General features: G+C 39.4%; 16 protein-coding genes. 4 read left to right on the forward strand and 12 right to left on the reverse strand.

What is annotated here, in order from left to right:
* Positions 1 to 189: 189 nt before the first annotated feature.
* The 8 genes from efp (ACK1I8_RS18675) to ACK1I8_RS18710 all read right to left on the reverse strand — a co-directional run bounded on the left by efp (ACK1I8_RS18675) (position 190) and on the right by ACK1I8_RS18710 (position 7,740).
* Complete coding sequence (gene efp, locus ACK1I8_RS18675) at positions 190 to 750, reverse strand: elongation factor P (RefSeq protein WP_090983422.1); 561 nt, start codon at positions 748 to 750, stop codon at positions 190 to 192.
* 128 nt (positions 751 to 878) lie between these two features.
* Positions 879 to 1,439, reverse strand: coding sequence for an elongation factor P (gene efp / locus ACK1I8_RS18680; protein ID WP_412466800.1), 561 nt, complete (start codon positions 1,437 to 1,439; stop codon positions 879 to 881).
* A gap of 523 nt (positions 1,440 to 1,962) precedes the next feature.
* Entirely contained in the window at positions 1,963 to 2,577 is a 615-nt protein-coding gene (locus tag ACK1I8_RS18685) for an ATP-binding cassette domain-containing protein (RefSeq protein ID WP_412466801.1), read from the reverse strand.
* Between the two features lie 13 nt (positions 2,578 to 2,590).
* Complete coding sequence (locus ACK1I8_RS18690) at positions 2,591 to 3,058, reverse strand: GNAT family N-acetyltransferase (protein ID WP_412466802.1); 468 nt, start codon at positions 3,056 to 3,058, stop codon at positions 2,591 to 2,593.
* Between the two features lie 72 nt (positions 3,059 to 3,130).
* A complete protein-coding gene (lpxA, locus tag ACK1I8_RS18695; RefSeq protein ID WP_090983430.1) occupies positions 3,131 to 3,916 on the reverse strand; it encodes an acyl-ACP--UDP-N-acetylglucosamine O-acyltransferase in 786 nt (261 codons plus the stop codon).
* Positions 3,916 to 5,328: a bifunctional UDP-3-O-[3-hydroxymyristoyl] N-acetylglucosamine deacetylase/3-hydroxyacyl-ACP dehydratase gene (locus tag ACK1I8_RS18700; protein WP_412466803.1), complete on the reverse strand. Its 1,413-nt coding sequence runs from the start codon at positions 5,326 to 5,328 to the stop codon at positions 3,916 to 3,918. Before ACK1I8_RS18700 ends, lpxA begins: the two co-directional genes overlap by 1 nt.
* A complete protein-coding gene (gene lpxD / locus ACK1I8_RS18705; RefSeq protein ID WP_412466804.1) occupies positions 5,318 to 6,394 on the reverse strand; it encodes a UDP-3-O-(3-hydroxymyristoyl)glucosamine N-acyltransferase in 1,077 nt (358 codons plus the stop codon). The genes ACK1I8_RS18700 and lpxD overlap by 11 nt, the downstream gene beginning before the upstream one ends.
* Positions 6,395 to 6,516: 122 nt before the next feature.
* Positions 6,517 to 7,740: an HD domain-containing protein gene (locus ACK1I8_RS18710; protein WP_412466805.1), complete on the reverse strand. Its 1,224-nt coding sequence runs from the start codon at positions 7,738 to 7,740 to the stop codon at positions 6,517 to 6,519.
* A 111-nt stretch (positions 7,741 to 7,851) separates the two neighbouring features.
* On the opposite strand from ACK1I8_RS18710, the gene ACK1I8_RS18715 reads away from it, so the two are divergent.
* On the forward strand, positions 7,852 to 9,405 hold the full coding sequence (locus ACK1I8_RS18715; RefSeq protein WP_412466806.1) for a PglZ domain-containing protein: 1,554 nt from the start codon (positions 7,852 to 7,854) through the stop codon (positions 9,403 to 9,405).
* A gap of 278 nt (positions 9,406 to 9,683) precedes the next feature.
* Here the strand turns inward: ACK1I8_RS18715 and ACK1I8_RS18720 are convergent, their stop codons facing one another.
* Positions 9,684 to 10,733: a C39 family peptidase gene (locus ACK1I8_RS18720; protein WP_412466807.1), complete on the reverse strand. Its 1,050-nt coding sequence runs from the start codon at positions 10,731 to 10,733 to the stop codon at positions 9,684 to 9,686.
* Between the two features lie 94 nt (positions 10,734 to 10,827).
* Between ACK1I8_RS18720 and tsaE the strand changes: the two genes are divergently transcribed.
* From tsaE to ACK1I8_RS18735, 3 genes are all read left to right on the forward strand, one after another.
* Entirely contained in the window at positions 10,828 to 11,244 is a 417-nt protein-coding gene (tsaE, locus tag ACK1I8_RS18725; protein ID WP_412466808.1) for a tRNA (adenosine(37)-N6)-threonylcarbamoyltransferase complex ATPase subunit type 1 TsaE, read from the forward strand.
* Between the two features lie 73 nt (positions 11,245 to 11,317).
* Entirely contained in the window at positions 11,318 to 12,544 is a 1,227-nt protein-coding gene (locus ACK1I8_RS18730) for an alanine dehydrogenase (protein WP_412466809.1), read from the forward strand.
* Between the two features lie 75 nt (positions 12,545 to 12,619).
* Positions 12,620 to 13,303, forward strand: a complete 684-nt coding sequence (locus ACK1I8_RS18735) for a M15 family metallopeptidase (RefSeq protein WP_412466810.1) — start codon at positions 12,620 to 12,622, stop codon at positions 13,301 to 13,303.
* 305 nt (positions 13,304 to 13,608) lie between these two features.
* On the opposite strand, the gene ACK1I8_RS18740 is transcribed toward ACK1I8_RS18735, so the two are convergent.
* From ACK1I8_RS18740 to ACK1I8_RS18750, 3 genes are read right to left on the reverse strand one after another with little or no spacing between them, the layout of a single operon-like run.
* Positions 13,609 to 14,109, reverse strand: coding sequence for a phosphoglycerate mutase family protein (locus ACK1I8_RS18740; RefSeq protein ID WP_412466811.1), 501 nt, complete (start codon positions 14,107 to 14,109; stop codon positions 13,609 to 13,611).
* A gap of 37 nt (positions 14,110 to 14,146) precedes the next feature.
* The gene (locus tag ACK1I8_RS18745) at positions 14,147 to 15,211 is read right to left on the reverse strand and encodes an aminotransferase class I/II-fold pyridoxal phosphate-dependent enzyme (protein WP_412466812.1); all 1,065 of its coding nucleotides are present in this window, start codon (positions 15,209 to 15,211) and stop codon (positions 14,147 to 14,149) included.
* On the reverse strand, positions 15,192 to 16,217 hold the full coding sequence (locus tag ACK1I8_RS18750) for a glycosyl hydrolase family 18 protein (protein WP_412466813.1): 1,026 nt from the start codon (positions 16,215 to 16,217) through the stop codon (positions 15,192 to 15,194). Before ACK1I8_RS18750 ends, ACK1I8_RS18745 begins: the two co-directional genes overlap by 20 nt.
* Positions 16,218 to 16,239 lie beyond the last annotated feature (22 nt).

Consider the following 16,239-nt stretch of genomic DNA (forward strand, 5'->3'; position numbering starts at 1 on the left):
TCATTTATTTGCAGAGATGTGATCTGTTTTTGGAAATTTACGGTAATACGGTCATGGCGGTCTGCAGCCCTGCTATCGCTTCAGTCCAGCGCTGTGGGCTTTTTGCTCTATCAGTTTACAGCGCGGGGCCGGTATAACAAAAAGCCTCTGAAGCATCAACTTCAGAGGCCCCATATATCCTGATTAAAATTATTTTACACGCTCCACGTACTCGCCTGTACGGGTATCGATTTTAATTTTATCACCTTGGTTCACAAACATCGGAACTTTAACTTCAACACCATTTTCTAACGTGGCTGCTTTTAGCGCGTTTGTAGAAGTATCGCCTTTTACTGCCGGCTCTGAGTAAGTAATTTCAAATTCGGCAAAGTTTGGCAGCTGGGCCATAATGGCTTCGTCGCTTTCCATTGATACAATAATGCTCATGCCTTCTTTTAAGAATTTAATTGCCGAACCGAACAAAGATTTTTCAACATTAAACTGCTCGTAGGTATTGTTGTCCATTACGATCAAAGAGTCGCCTTCTTCGTATAAGTATTGATAATCGTTGGTTTCTACACGGCAGATTTCGACTGCCTCATCGGTATTCATACGGGCTTCTACAATTCTGCCTGTTTTAATGTTGCGGAATTTACCGGTGTAAAATGCGCCGCCTTTTCCTGGCGTACGGTGATTCCATTCGTCAACCGTAACCAATTCGTTGTTCACACGAAGAATGTTACCTGTTTTAATTTCTGATGCTTTTGCCATATTATGTTATCCTAAATGGATTTATATTTCAGTTTTTCGTGACGGCAAAGGTAAAATTATTTTGATAAAAAACGACAAAGGTTTAAGGCATAAGGCTTAGGGTTTAAGAAAATTTAAACCTTAATCAACTACTTCACCCGCTCCATATATTCGCCTGTTTTAGTGTCAATTTTCACCTTATCTCCCTGGTTGATAAATAGCGGAACCCTGATTTCAGCACCTGTTTCAACAGTGGCATATTTTTGCGCACTGGTAGAGGTATCGCCTTTTACAGCGGGTTCAGAATAGGTGATTTCCAATTCTACGCTATTGGGCAGTTGGGCAACAATCGGTTCATCGCTTTCAAAAGCAATGGTAACGTTCATGCCTTCTTTTAAGAATTTAATCGAACTGCCAAAAAGCAGTTTTGGGATATTGTATTGTTCGTAAGTGTTATTGTCCATCACCACCAGGTAATCCCCATCCTCGTAAAGGTATTGATAATCGCTGGTTTCTACCCGGCAGATAGTCACTTCTTCATCTGTCCGGAAACGGTATTCTACAATTTTGCCGGTTTTTACATTGCGCATGCGGGCCTGATAAAAAGCCCTTAAATTTCCCGGGGTACGGTGGATATACTCTTCTACACTTACCAACTCTCCGTTAAAACGAAGCACATTTCCGCTTTTTACCTCTGATGCCTTAGCCATTTTATGATCGTGAATATTGTTTTTGTTTTGGATTAAAAATCAAAGTTAAAAAAATGCATACAGATTTGAAAAGTAAAACCGTCAATAATCAGGTGCAGTATCCTGCTTTCGTTTCCATCTTTTTGCATTTCCCGGTGGAAAAAACAAACAGCAGTACAACCAAAAGTATTTTTGTGCCATGGGCTTTATAATGGCGGGTGGTGGGGTGGATAAAATGCTGGGCCAGGGTTAAAAAATCTTCGTATAAAAGAAATGCCTTTGGGAACCACTCCAAAGGCATAATCAACCTAAACCTCAAACTAAACTATGAAAAACTCTTTGCCTTTAAGGGGCTATTTATTTTATTCCGAAAACGGAAAATATGACCTTTTATTAGAGAGATAAATTAAATAATTTTTTCTCTTTTTGGTGGTGCAAAGGTAGGTATAATTTTAAAATCACAAAATATTTTTTGAAAAAAATATTTATAGTACAAATGTATGACAAAACAGACCAGAGTATAATTGACCCAATTAAACTTAACTTATTTATAGTCAGATATTTGTATTTGATTAGAGCAAAAATCGTATTCCTGGATTTGATTAGAGCCTATTATGGTTAGTCGCTCTTTTCCAAAATTTTCGATGAGCTCGCGGTACCAACTTATTCCCTGAACGTCTAAATTACTTGTCGGCTCATCTAAAAATAAAACGGGTGTATCTGTACAGCAGGCCAAAGCCAGTTTGGTCCTTTGCTTCATGCCAGACGAAAAGTATTTGATCTGCTTGTTTGCTGCTTTTTCTAATCCCAGAATACTGATCAGCTTTTTTGCATCTAAGCCAGAAGCAAAATCTTTAAACTTAAAATGAAAATCAATGATTTCTTTTAGCGTAAATGTTTCAACCAGTTCGAGATAGGGGGCAGCAAGGCTGATGTATTTGTAGATATCTTCGACAGGGATCTCGGCTTGATCTGAAAAGGTAATTTTGCCCTCAGAAGGGGACAAGTTGCCATTTAAAATACTAAGTAGGGTTGATTTGCCAGAACCATTTGGCCCAAGTATGGCGTAACTGTTTCCTGTTGTAAATTCCGTGGTTAAATTTCTAAAAATCCACTCTTTGTTAAACCTTCTGCCAACATTTTGTAAAATAATATTCATTTGTACCAAGCGTTTAGGGTTTGGCGATGAGCGGTTTTGACATGCAAACGCTGTTATCGACGCCAATATACTGTCCGTAATTGGGCGTAAGTTGATAACCCATTTTTTGATAAAGTGCAATGGCTTCTGGCTGTTTTTTGCCTGTTTCTAAAACGCAGGAAGAAAAACCGAGTTCAGTAGCCCAGTTTTCCAATTCGTTTAAAACTTTAGCAGCTATGCCCTGCTTCCTATGGTCTGGATGTACAAACATCCTTTTTACTTCGGCTGCTGTAGAGGAGAAAAATTTTATCGCGCCACATGCAACTGGTAGTTCTCGCCGGTAAGCAACAACAACCTCTTTAATGGTGTCAACCTGATTAAATTGCGCATAAAAGGCATGATCATCACCGTCTCGAATAGCCAAGTCCTGATCTAGTAAAGCTACTAACCCCCTAAAACCGGGATGTTCTGAATCTGTCCGGATCAGTCTTAAATCACTCATGAACATTTATTTGAATTTGATTAAGGCAATGGGTTTAACCCTCCGCCTTAAACCTTCAGCCTTCTACCTTAATTAGCTTCCCATGCCAAAGCCCTTCATTACTCCACGGTTAGAATTACGGATAAAATCTACGATCTCATCACGGATTTCGGTAGGTTTAAATTCGGCTTCGATCATATCTAAAGCTTTTGTTACGTTATTGTGTTTTACAAAAAGTACACGGTAAATTTCCTGAATCTCATCAATCTGCTCGTTGGTAAACCCCCTTCTGCGCAAACCAACGGAATTGATGCCGGCATATGAAAGTGGCTCGCGGGCTGCTTTAACATATGGCGGCACATCTTTACGTACCAATGAACCACCGGTTACAAATGCATAGGAACCTACTTTAACAAATTGGTGTATAGCGACCAAACCAGCCAAAACTACATTGTTTCCAATGGTGATGTGGCCTGCCAGGGTGGTACTGTTCGAAAAAATACAGTTATTTCCAACTTCACAATCATGCGCAATGTGTGAGTAGGCCTGAATTAAACAATTACTGCCTATAGTGGTTTTCCATTTGTCTTTTGTACCACGGTTAACAGTAACACATTCTCGTATAGTGGTATTATCGCCAATTTCTGCAGTGGTAATTTCGCCGGCAAATTTTAAATCCTGTGGCTCGCCTGAGATAACTGCACCAGGAAAGATTCTGCAGTTTTTACCAATCCTGGCACCATCCATAATGGTCACATTCGATCCGATCCAGGTTCCCTCGCCAATTACAACGTCTTTATGTATCACTACAAAAGGTTCAATTACCACGTTTTCGGCAATTTTTGCCTGAGGGTGTATATATGCTAAAGGTTGTATCATTATTGAGCGGGTTCTGCTTGTTTAACTTTTGAAATTTGAGCCATCATTTCGGCTTCTACCACGATTTTTTCGCCAACCATCCCTACACCTTTCATCTGGGCAATGCCCCTTCTGATGGGTTCAAGTAAATCGCAGCGGAAAACAATAGTATCGCCGGGAAGTACCTGTGCCCTAAAGCGTACATTATCTATTTTTAGGAAATAGGTCAGGTAATTCTGCGGATCTGGCACTGTGCAAAGAACAAGGATGCCACCAACCTGTGCCATGGCCTCTATCTGCAGTACCCCCGGAAATACCGGAGCACCAGGAAAGTGGCCTTTAAAAAACTCTTCGTTCATGGTTACGTTTTTCACGCCTACCACATGGTTTTTAGAAAGCTCTAATATTTTATCAACGAATAGAAATGGCTGACGGTGAGGCAAAATTTCCATGATCTTCACTACATCGAACAATGGTTTTGCACTCGGATCGTATACCTTCTGCACTTTTTTGTTTTTCTCTTTTTTGATGGCTGCTTTAATTTTTTTCGCAAAGGCAACGTTTGCGGCATGGCCCGGGCGGGCGGCCATGATATGGCCTTTTAAATGCATGCCCACCAGGGCTAAATCGCCGATCATATCTAAAAGTTTATGACGTGCCGGCTCATTCTGGTAACGCAGTTCCATGTTGTTCAAAATCCCTTGTGGGGCAACATCGATATCTTTACGGTTAAATAATTTAGCCAGGTGACTTAATTCATCCCTGGTAACTTCTTTATCAACAATTACAATGGCGTTATTTAAATCTCCGCCTTTAATTAAATTGTGTGATAGCTGATATTCCAGTTCATGAAGAAAACAAAAAGTACGGCAAGAAGCGATTTCTTTCTTAAATTCTGCAATGGTGTTAATGCCTGCGTGCTGGCTGCCCAAAACAGGAGAATTATAATCAATCATGCAGGTAAAACGATAATCGTCTAACGGCATGGCCACAATTTCTACTTTTCTGTCTTCTTCTGTATAGGTAATGTTATGTGGAATGGTAAAATACTCGCGATCTGCATTTTGCTCAACTGTTCCTACCTCTTCCAATAAATCAATAAACTGAATAGAACTCCCGTCCATAATTGGTGTTTCCGGACCATCCAATTTAATCAGTATGTTATCGAGGTCCATACCCACCAGCGATGCCATTACATGTTCTACAGTACTTACACTGGCACCATTTTGAGTTAGTGTAGTACCTCTTGAGGTATCGGTAACATTATCTGCATCAGCTTCGATAATCGGGTGGCCATCTAAATCAATACGCTGAAATTTAAAGCCGTGATTTTCGGGAGCCGGGCAAAATGTTAAAGTAACATTAGCACCTGTGTGTAAACCAACACCAGATGCTGATATTTCCTGTTTAATCGTTCTTTGTCTAACGTTCATTGTGTATTGTATTCTTTTCCAGTTCGGCGATGAGCTTTTTTAACTCCTCTTCGAGCTTATTTATTCTTTTTTCAACATCTGGCAGATGTTTGAAAATGACTGAGGCCCGCATCCAGTTACGTAATGGTTGCGCCGGACTACCGTGCCATTGTTTATTTTCTTCTGTGATATTAAAATTTATACCTGCCTGCGCACCAATCTGTGTTCCTTTTGCCAAGGTTAGGTGTCCTGCTATACCAACCTGTCCGCCTACAACACTGTTGGGGCCAATTTTTGTACTTCCGGATATGCCCGACTGTGCAGCTAAAACCGTGTTCTCGCCAATCTCTACATTGTGCGCAATCTGGATCAGATTATCGATTTTGGCTCCTTTCTTTACAATGGTTGATCCCATTGTTGCACGATCTACAGTGGTATTTGCACCAATTTCAACGTCGTCTTCAATAATAACATTACCAATCTGCGGGATCTTATTGTAAGTGCCATCTTTTTGTGGGGCAAAGCCAAAGCCATCACTTCCGATAACGGTATTGGCATGTATGGTAACTCTTTTGCCGATCACTGAGTTATGGTAAATTTTTACACCAGGGAAAAAATTGCTGTTCTCGCCAATTTTGGAATTTGCGCCGATAAAGGTTTGCGCATTTATTTTGCAGCCATCGGCAATCTCTACATTTTCGGCAACATAGGCAAAAGCATCTATAAATACATTATGGCCTATTTTTGCTGTTGGATGTACAAAAGCCAGTTTATCAATACCTGATTGTGTTTTTTGCGCATTTACAGCCTCATTGTATTTATCCAATAAAATCGTAAAAGCACTATAGGGATTTTCAACACGGATTAGCGTGCTGGTATAAGGCTGGGTAGGTGCAAAGTCTTTTGATACGATAACAACTGAAGCCTGAGTAGAATACAAAAAGTTTTCGTACTTCGGGTTAGAAAGAAAAGACAAAGAGCCTTCCTTCCCGTCTTCTATTTTAGAAAGTTCGGTAACGGCTACATCAGGGTTACCATCAATGGAACCGTTTAGAAACTGACTTATCTGCGTGGCAGTAAATTGCATCGTACAAAGGTATATGTTAAATTGATATGAACAAAAAAACCTGCATGGGTTAAATGGTGTATATTTTGCACAATAATAAGAGTTAAAACGGCACCAAAAGTCAAATATTTTGTTAAAAAAACTTAAATCCCTCTTGGGTAACAGAGGATATATTTTTCTACAGTTTTTTGTAACGACTCCAGATTGGACAAATCAGAAGCCTTTGCAATATCAACAATATCGTTATTTTTCATTAGAATCTTGATATTTCCGAGGCCCGCATGATAAGCCCGGTTTTGGATAGAATCGGTGAAAACAAAATACCGGGCTTCTTCTGGCTTAATTTCCAGTAAATTAACGGCCGCATCCTGCAAAAAGTTTACGCGATCGGTATTAGCCCTTTCATTACCCATTTCTACTTTATACAGATTTCTGGAAGTAAGCATTTTACATAAAGTAGACAAAATTTTGTCATCATGCTTGGTCCAAACCTTAACAGCCGCATAAATATCCTGATCATCAAGATTGGTAAAATGCTCAAGATTTTCGTGCTGAGCAAAGAAATTAGCCTCATTGATATCGTTTTTTAAGAAATAATTTAAGGATGGTGAAGCAAATAAGTTTTCGCCAGCTGCTGATAATTCTTTTGCACGTTCTAATAACCTCACCAGAATCATCTCACCCGAAATTACTGTTTTATGCAGGTACACCTGCCAATACATTAGCCTGCGGGCAATTAAAAATTTCTCGATAGAATAAATGCCTTTTTCTTCGATCACGAGGTCGTCATCATAAACGTTGAACATTTTAATGATCCGATCGAAACTGATTACGCCTTCACTCACGCCCGTAAAAAAACTGTCGCGGTTTAAATAATCCATTCTGTCCAGATCTAACTGGCCTGAAATCAATTGATGAAGATATTTTTTGGGATAGGTGCCGTTAAAAATCTCAATGGCATGGGTTAAGCGTCCATCAAAATGTGTATTCAGGTCCTGCATCAGTTTGTCTGAGATATCTTCATGCCTGATACCGGTTACCAGCGAGTGTTCCAGTGCATGCGAGAAAGGCCCATGACCAATATCGTGTAATAAAATGGCCAAAATGGCGGCTTCTTCTTCTCCATCAGTTATGGTATGCCCTTTACTTTTTAAAAGATTGATGGCCAGGCTCATCAAATGCATGGCGCCCAAAGCGTGGTGAAAACGTGTGTGTAAAGCGCCTGGATAAACCAGATGTGTCATTCCAAGCTGTTTGATATAGCGTAAACGCTGGAAATAGGAATGGGAGATCACATCGTAAACCAGTTCGGACGGGATACTGATGAAACCGTAAACCGGGTCATTTATTATTTTCTTCTTGTTCAATCGTTAAAAATAGTTAAATAGATAGATACGGTACAAAAATTGCTATTTTTATTTATAGTTTAAATTAGCCGCCGTAATTAAACGGCAATACTGATCTATTTTTACAAAAACATGCAAGAAACGAAAATATTATGGGCCGATGACGAAATCGATCTGTTAAAACCTCATATATTATTATTAAACGATAAAGGTTACCACGTAACCACTTTTACCAATGGAAATGACGCCTTGGAAGCATTTGGAAAATCTCATTTTGACCTGGTTTTTCTGGATGAGAACATGCCGGGAATGAGCGGCATCGAAACCTTATCTGCCATTAAGAACCTTAACCCTGATGTTCCGGTAGTGCTGATTACAAAAAGTGAAGAAGAGAACCTGATGGAAGATGCGATAGGCAGCAAAATTGATGATTATCTGATCAAACCTGTAAATCCCAAGCAGGTTTTGCTGACGATTAAAAAGCTGATCGACAACAAGCGTCTGGTGAGTGAAAAAACGTCTATGGCTTATCAACAGGATTTCCGCCGGTTGGGTATGACATTGGGCGATAAGCTTAGTTATGATGAATGGATTGATGTCTATAAAAAAATAGTTTTTTGGGAGCTTGAGTTGGAAAAACTGGACGATCCGCAGATGCACGAAATTTTAACCATGCAAAAACAGGAAGCCAATACCCAGTTTACCAAATTTATTGAGGAACATTACTTGGATTGGATAAAGAACAAAGATCAAGCGCCTTTGCTTTCGAACGAGTTACTAAAGAAAAAAGCTTTTCCGCTTATTAACGATAATACTCCGGTCTTTTTCATCCTGATTGATAATTTAAGATATGATCAATGGAAAATCATCAATCCGTTGATATCGGAATATTTCAGGATAGACGAAGAAGATATGTATACGAGTATTTTGCCAACGGCAACACAATATGCCCGTAATGCAATTTTCTCCGGTATGATGCCTTTAGATATGGAGAAACGTTTTCCTCAACTTTGGCAAAATGACGATGATGAAGGCGGAAAAAATATGCATGAAGAAGCTTTTCTGACCGATAACATTAAACGTAACTTAAGAAAGGATTGTAAATTCAGTTATCATAAAATACTCACTTTTGAACAGGGGAAAGAGCTGGTAGAGCAGACAAATAACTTATTGCAGAATGATTTCAATGCCATTGTGTTCAATTTTGTTGATATGCTGAGCCATGCGCGTACCGATATGCAAATGATAAGGGAACTGGCCAATGATGACGCCGCTTATCGCTCATTAACTTTATCATGGTTTGAACACTCACCGCTTTGGGATTTATTGAAGAAAATTTCTCAGAAAAAAGTTAAAGTGATCATCACCACCGATCATGGGACCATCCGTGTTAAAAAACCGGTTAAAGTGATCGGCGACAGAAGTACCAATACTAATTTGAGGTATAAGCAGGGCAGAAACCTTAATTTTAATGCGAAAGAAGTGTTTTTGATTAAAAATCCTCACGATGCCTTGTTGCCGAAAATCAACATCAGCAGCAGTTATATTTTTGCAAGGGAAGATAGTTATTTCGTTTATCCGAACAACTACAATCAGTTTGTAAACTATTATAACGAAACTTTCCAGCATGGCGGTATTTCATTGGAAGAAATGATTATTCCGGTAGTAACGTACTCGCCGAGGTAGTAGATAGATTTGAGGCATGAGACCGTTAATTTTTAATAGAATCGTCCTGAGGAGTCATCCTGGGGCAAAAGTTGATAAAACAACCCACTCGGCGTCAAAAGAAGATCTGGCTAATGCTAAAACGGATATGATTAAATGGTTTGTTGGTTATTTATAGCATTGGCTTTATTTTAAAAGTTAATCTGTATTCATCATTATTGCTTATTCACAAAGGTTTGATTAATGAATAAAAATCCCCAGTCTATTTATACCTGGATCGGGGATTTTGCTTTGCTACACTACCCGCCGTGTTGTGCGGGGGCTACCGACAGCAATTGTGCTTTAGGGCCCAATTGATTTAACTTTTCTACAGTTTTCCCTTTAGGAGCAACAATAATGGCGTAATCCCACCAGATATTGGTGGCCGTTTCCAGGTCATCGCTTCTGTAGTAGCGGTCTTCTCCCTTTAACTGCTTACCTGAGGCATAAGTGGCTCCGTAAGACCATGGATCATAAACTTCGAAATAAAACTGATTATCAACCTGTCTGTAGCCTTTTACAATAATAAAGTGGCCAGAGGCTGCGGCATTGACTTTATAATATTTGTCTACATGTTGGACAGTATTTGCATTGTAACGCAGATAATAGTTATCAAGACATAAAATTACGATGTAATTTTTGTCGATATATTTCCTGATCGTTTGATAATTATCGGGTAATGCGGTATAAGAGGAGCTTATGCCGTATTTATTCAGGTAGTTAACAATATCAGTCGTATACCACCATCCTCCAGTTGATCGATAGGTATTCCGGGCATCCTCTGGTGTTTTGGTAAAAGTAGAATCACCCCATTTAACAGCCATTGTAGCTACAGTCGGCCCGCAATTGATTGCTGAAAATGTCCCGGTTCCGGCTTGATCATAATACCATTTAAATGTTTTTTCAATACTTTTCGATGCGGTTACCGATCTGCCAAGACCGTATTCTTCCCAAACAATATTCACAATAATGCTCCAGGTACTGGTATTCCCGTCAGCTGCCAAAATATTCAGCGTAACAGGATTAGAGAAATCTACAATAGCCGTATTTGCGGCAGGTTTAATATTATTGAAAGTTGCCAATGCACCGGCCGAAACGCTAAAACTGCAACTTAAAGCACTCACGTTGGCTGTAGGGTTAACTGTTACCGTAATTGTGTGCATGGTTTCATCGAAAATAGGAGCAGCTAACTGGCCGAATATGGAGAATGACAATAACTTGTTTTCGCTACTTAATTTGACGTTTTCTTTTTTACAAGAGAAAAAACATAATAGAATAATTACCGGAAGGGAGAGGTGAATTTTTTTCATCAGGTAATAATCGGTATAATTATGATTTGAACAAAATCATCAATCATTACGAAAGCAAAATATTTTAGTATTACTTTTGCATTTATTTTATCAAATGGAAATCGAAGTAAATAGTTTAGCCGATTTACCTGCTGTTGCACAGCAACTTTCTGATTTTGCCGGTGATCAAAAAATATTCATTTTTGAAGGTGATATGGGGGCAGGCAAAACCACATTCATCAAAATCTTTTGCGCGACTTTAGGTGTAGCCGATGTGGTTTCGAGCCCAACTTATTCTATCGTTAACGAATATGAAAGCCCTAGCGGATCGGTATTCCATTTTGATTTTTACCGGATAAAAGATATCCGCGAAGCCTACGATTTGGGATATGAAGAATATTTTTATGGTGGCGGCATTTGTTTAATAGAATGGCCGGAGCGGGTGGAAGAATTATTGCCTGAAAATTTTGTTAAGGTTGAGATCAATGTGCTGGATGAGAACCGCAGGTTATTCAGGTTTTCGAAGGTATAACAATTCGTTATCAATAAATTAACAGATTTTGCGTACCTTGAACGACCTAAAACTATCATAATTTTAATTCAACATGGCTACAGGATTACGCGAAGGAATGGCCGATATAGCTCGTCAGGGTTTACTACAAACGCAGGAGGCAAAGCTAGAAACCAGGAATAAAAAAAACAGTCTGTATATAGGAATACCCAAAGAAATTTCTTTTCAGGAAAATAGAATTGCGCTAACTCCATTATCTGTTGCCTTGTTGGTAAACAACGGACATCGGGTTGTTTTAGAAAGTGGGGCAGGTATTGCCGCTAATTTTTCTGATTCAGAATATGCAGAACAGGGTGCCAAAATTGCCTATAACAAAAAAGAAGTTTTTGATGCTGATATCCTGGTAAAAATTGCACCTCCCATGCTGGAAGAGATTGAAATGATGCATAAGGGGCAAACACTCATTTCTTCTTTACAAACCGGAACGCTAAAGCAGGATTACCTCAAAGCATTGATGCAGAAAAAAATTAATGCGTTATGTTTTGAGAATCTCCGCGACGAAGGTAATATACTGAGTGTGGTACGTGCCATGAGCGAAATTGTAGGTTCGACCTCTATTTTGATTGCTGCAGAATATTTAAGCAATGTAACCGGAGGTAAGGGTTTAATGTTAGGTGGCTTTACTGGCGTTCCTCCCACAGAAATTGTGATTTTGGGTGCCGGAACGGTTGGAGAATATGCCGCCAGGACAGCTTTGGCATTAGGGGCAGAAGTAAAAGTTTTTGACAGTTCTATTTACCGTTTACGCCGCTTGCAGAATAATCTGGGCAGCAGGGTATTTACTTCGGTAATGCAACCTATTGTTCTGAATAAGGCTATCATAACATGTGATGTCGTAATAGGCGCTATCAGGGCTACCCACGGACGTAGTCCATGTATCGTAATGGAAGAAACTGTTGCCCGCATGAAACCACATTCGGTAGTGATCGATGTAAGTATTGATCAGGGCGGTTGTTTCGAAACTTCGGAGGTAACCAACCACGCCAACCCGGTTTTCAGAAAATACGATGTAATTCACTATTGTGTGCCAAATATTGCCTCACGTGTTCCAAGAACAGCATCTTACGCGCTTACCAATATCTTTGCCCCAATATTATTGGATATAGGTGAATTTGGAGGTTTAATGAATATGGTTTGGAATAACCCTGGCATCCGCGAAGCACTTTATATTTATCAGGGTAACTGTACCAATAAGGATCTGGCTGATATGTTTAATTTGCCGTTTAAGGACCTTGAATTATTGGTGGTTTCGAATCAATAAAAAGGTTGGATGTAAATGTATGATGTAAAACGGATGTATCCTGAAAACCACAGTCAAACATCTCGATGCTAAAGTATGAAAATCAAACTCTTTACGTTATTTCTTTTCCTCTCGGTTAGCGTTTGCGCACAAAATAAACCGTCCACCACAAACAAGCTTGTGGTGGTCAGCTCCTATAATCAGTACCTGGCATCCATAAAAACAGACCCGAACAACGAATTGGTTGAAATTAAGAAAGCCATCCCTAATATCAAATTAGATATCCGCTACGCCACCAGAAATAACTTTATGCAGCAGGTAATGTATAAACAGGCGAGGGCTTTTGCACGTAAACCTGTGGTAGAATCGTTAAAAAAGATCCAGCGGGAATTAAATAAAAAAGGTTATGGCTTAAAAATATTTGATGGCTACCGACCGTATGCCATTACAGTGGAGTTTTATAAAAAGGCAAGTGATAAAAATTTTGTAGCCAATCCGGCAAAGGGATCGAAACACAATAGGGGATGCGCGGTAGATTTGACGTTAATTAACCTGAAAACAGGCAAAGAACTGCTGATGCCAACACCTTACGATAGCTTTTCTGCTGCTGCAGCAGCTAAATATGAACACGTATCACCAGAGGCGAGGAAAAACCGTGATTTTCTTATCGCCATCATGGCCAAATACCGAATGAATGTGCTGGAAAATGAATGGTGGCATTATGATTTTACTGATTGGAAAAGTTACGACTTAATGGATATCCCCTTCGAAAAGCTTTAAGATTTTATTGGTTTAATTGTTGGTTTATTGTAAGTCCTTAGACAAGCTGACAGACCCCACCAATGTGATCGTCATTCTCGCGCATGCGGGAACCATGAAGTGTTCAGAGAAGCTAATCTTAATGCAAACGTGTTAAGATTATTCATGCGTGTTTTTTATTCTGGGGCATTCATGAGCACTTCGTGGTTCCCAATCGAGTTGGGAATGACGATCTCCTGAGGGACATTATATATGTAGTGTAAGATGTTACCTTCTTACACTAATTCAACTCTGCAATTGCTAGGTGGTATACCTGATATCACAAACTACAAATGGTGTGGCCTGCCGTACTGATCCATTTTCACCCGCGCTTTATCTCCTTTAACGGATAATTCAAAAATATAATCGTAATCATCGTCCGTTAATTCTTCTTTGGGTTTTTTACCGCCAAATGCTTCAATAATCTCCAACACCGTATTAGAATGGCCGGCGATAATCACATTTTTGCCTGCATAACTGGTTTTGATACTATCCACAAGCGATTTGATATCCTTGTAGTCAACCACTTTCGGAATTACCAATGAATCTAATGTTTGATGTGTTCTTTTTGTGGGTGTGGCAAAAGCAACATCAAACTTTACTTTTTTAAGATATGTGGCTAAATCTCCTGCCCGGATTTTTCCTTCATCAGAGAGGCTGGGGTTAGTATCCTGAGGATTGGATTTTTCTTTCTCAGCATGCCTAATAATCCAAACCGTAGTAGTTTGCGCAGAAGCGATATTGGCAAGGAGCAGTATTAAGGCCAGTAATACGAACAGTTTTTTCATGTCATAAATATTGAAAAATTAATTGGATCAGGAAAGGCTAAAAATCAATGGCTGCCACCAGCTTTTTAATATCTTCTTTTTCATGCCAGCTGCTCAAAACAATTCTATTTATCGGTCTAGATTCGGGCTTAGGGTAAGGAAAGGATGAAATTAGGATTTTTTCGCTTAACAGGCGTTCAGCTAAACTTGAATCTTGTGTTAAGAATGCAGGAAATTCTGGTTCAAATACCCATTTTTTGTTTAACTGGGCGGTAAGTAACTTTATATTCTCCTGCAATTTTGTCCATGCATGTTGGTATATTTTTTCGGCCTTGATAAAGGCAAAAAGACCAGCTGCAGAGGGGGGCGATGCCCCAATAAAAATACTGCCGCTTTTTAGTTTAGTAATAAGGGCATTTGAACCCAAAACCAATCCGGCATCTACTCCTAATGCCTTTGCCATTGAGGCCACAACAATCCGTTCGATATTGGATTTGACCGGAAGGTTGATCAATGCACCCATTCCATTATTATTGATGCCTATACCATGCGAATCATCCACAATCAAAATAATCTTTTTTTCTGGATGTATTTCGGTGAGGAAGTTAAAATCATAAATTTCAGGGAAAAGATTGTTCATGGAATTACTGATCAAAACCCAGTTTTTTTCTTCGGAAGCGTTGATGAGCTTTATTGTTTCTTTTTTCCAATCATTAAATGTTTGCCGGGTTGTCGGCTGATCGTTTAACCAAAGTGCAGGATGTGCGGACGGAGCATACATAACCCTGCCTAATGTAGACAAACCTTTAACAGTAAGCTGGGCCGCTAAATAGCCACTCGAAGTAATCAAAGCTTTTTCTGCCCCAAAACGTGCCGCGGCTATTTTTTCGGCATCGTTGTAGATGCCCAGCTGAATATTGTTGGTGCGACTGGTTCCATTATTTAACCCAAACTTTTTTATCCCTTCGATATATAGATCTATGAAATCCTGATTTTGTGGAATGCCCATATATGCCGTTCCGCCAAAGTATAAATAGTTGGTACTTCCAATGTTGATGGTATTCGAAAAAGGTTGTTTTATCGATTTAAAGTCAAGCATCATATTAATTATAGTTTCTGCCAAGCTCGTTATTTGCAGCACGGATAATGGATTTATCACCATTTTCATCATGGTAGAACTCCCAGAACATGATTCCATTCGCAATATCTTTAGCAAGTTTAGCTTTTTTTCTGGTGGTTATGGTTCCATTAAAATAAAACTGAACGCCATCGATTAAAGCATTGTCTAAACTTACATCAGCACCAGCGGTCACAAAATCACGATAGGCCTTTGCTGAATTATTGGCGTTTTTACCATAAGCCGGGATGCCTAAAACCGCTTTCTCCCTTGGCATACCCCGCGAGCTTAACCAATAATTTAAACTGGCAACGGCCATATTATATGATGCATGTTGAATAGGCTCATTTTTGTCCCAACCAATTCCATCATAAACCATAATATTAAAAAAATCTACAACAGGGAAAACTTCAGATTTTAATCCGTCACGAATACTGCCTGCATATACACCCGGGGTTATGGCTGCGCTCAAAAATTTATGGTATTTATGTAATGAGTCTGAAAGTTCCTTCATTAGGAGCACATAATGGTCTGCCGACCCATCGCTGGTACTTGGATATTCCCAGTCCATATCTATGCCGTCCAGATTATTTGTTTTGACAAAAGTGAGTACATTTTTTACAAACAGGCTTCTGGCGGTTGCCGATGCAGCCATAGTTACAAAAATATTTTTTGTACCAGATATGGAAATGCCTGTTTTTACGCCATTGGCCTTCGCTTTTTGAATTACCGCTGTAAATCGGGCCGGTTGTTCCAATGCCACTAAACTTCCATCTGTATTTGGGTTTAGAAAGGCATAAAAGAGGTGGGTAATCATTTTAAATTTTGAATCTGCAACACTGGCGGGATCACGGTAACTCGGGAAATAACTGACAATTTTAAAGCTATTATCTGTTACGTATGGTGTGGTAGGCACGGGCGGATCACAAGGAAGTGTCAGGGGATCATTTTTCTTACAGGAGAGTACGATAAGCAGTGCAGAAGTGCCAATTAACAGGTAAATTTTTTTCATAGCTTAGGTGTTTTGTATTACA

The organism is Pedobacter sp. KLB.chiD, assembly GCF_047040275.1.
Lineage (GTDB): Bacteria > Bacteroidota > Bacteroidia > Sphingobacteriales > Sphingobacteriaceae > Pedobacter.

Coding starts and splice junctions, on each gene's coding strand:
- efp (WP_090983422.1), bottom strand. CDS start 750: ATGGCAAAAGCATCAGAAATTAAAACAGGTAACATTCTTCGTGTGAAC.
- efp (WP_412466800.1), bottom strand. CDS start 1,439: ATGGCTAAGGCATCAGAGGTAAAAAGCGGAAATGTGCTTCGTTTTAAC.
- ACK1I8_RS18685 (WP_412466801.1), bottom strand. CDS start 2,577: ATGAATATTATTTTACAAAATGTTGGCAGAAGGTTTAACAAAGAGTGG.
- ACK1I8_RS18690 (WP_412466802.1), bottom strand. CDS start 3,058: ATGAGTGATTTAAGACTGATCCGGACAGATTCAGAACATCCCGGTTTT.
- lpxA (WP_090983430.1), bottom strand. CDS start 3,916: ATGATACAACCTTTAGCATATATACACCCTCAGGCAAAAATTGCCGAA.
- ACK1I8_RS18700 (WP_412466803.1), bottom strand. CDS start 5,328: ATGAACGTTAGACAAAGAACGATTAAACAGGAAATATCAGCATCTGGT.
- lpxD (WP_412466804.1), bottom strand. CDS start 6,394: ATGCAATTTACTGCCACGCAGATAAGTCAGTTTCTAAACGGTTCCATT.
- ACK1I8_RS18715 (WP_412466806.1), top strand. CDS start 7,852: ATGCAAGAAACGAAAATATTATGGGCCGATGACGAAATCGATCTGTTA.
- ACK1I8_RS18720 (WP_412466807.1), bottom strand. CDS start 10,733: ATGAAAAAAATTCACCTCTCCCTTCCGGTAATTATTCTATTATGTTTT.
- tsaE (WP_412466808.1), top strand. CDS start 10,828: ATGGAAATCGAAGTAAATAGTTTAGCCGATTTACCTGCTGTTGCACAG.
- ACK1I8_RS18730 (WP_412466809.1), top strand. CDS start 11,318: ATGGCTACAGGATTACGCGAAGGAATGGCCGATATAGCTCGTCAGGGT.
- ACK1I8_RS18735 (WP_412466810.1), top strand. CDS start 12,620: ATGAAAATCAAACTCTTTACGTTATTTCTTTTCCTCTCGGTTAGCGTT.
- ACK1I8_RS18740 (WP_412466811.1), bottom strand. CDS start 14,109: ATGAAAAAACTGTTCGTATTACTGGCCTTAATACTGCTCCTTGCCAAT.
- ACK1I8_RS18750 (WP_412466813.1), bottom strand. CDS start 16,217: ATGAAAAAAATTTACCTGTTAATTGGCACTTCTGCACTGCTTATCGTA.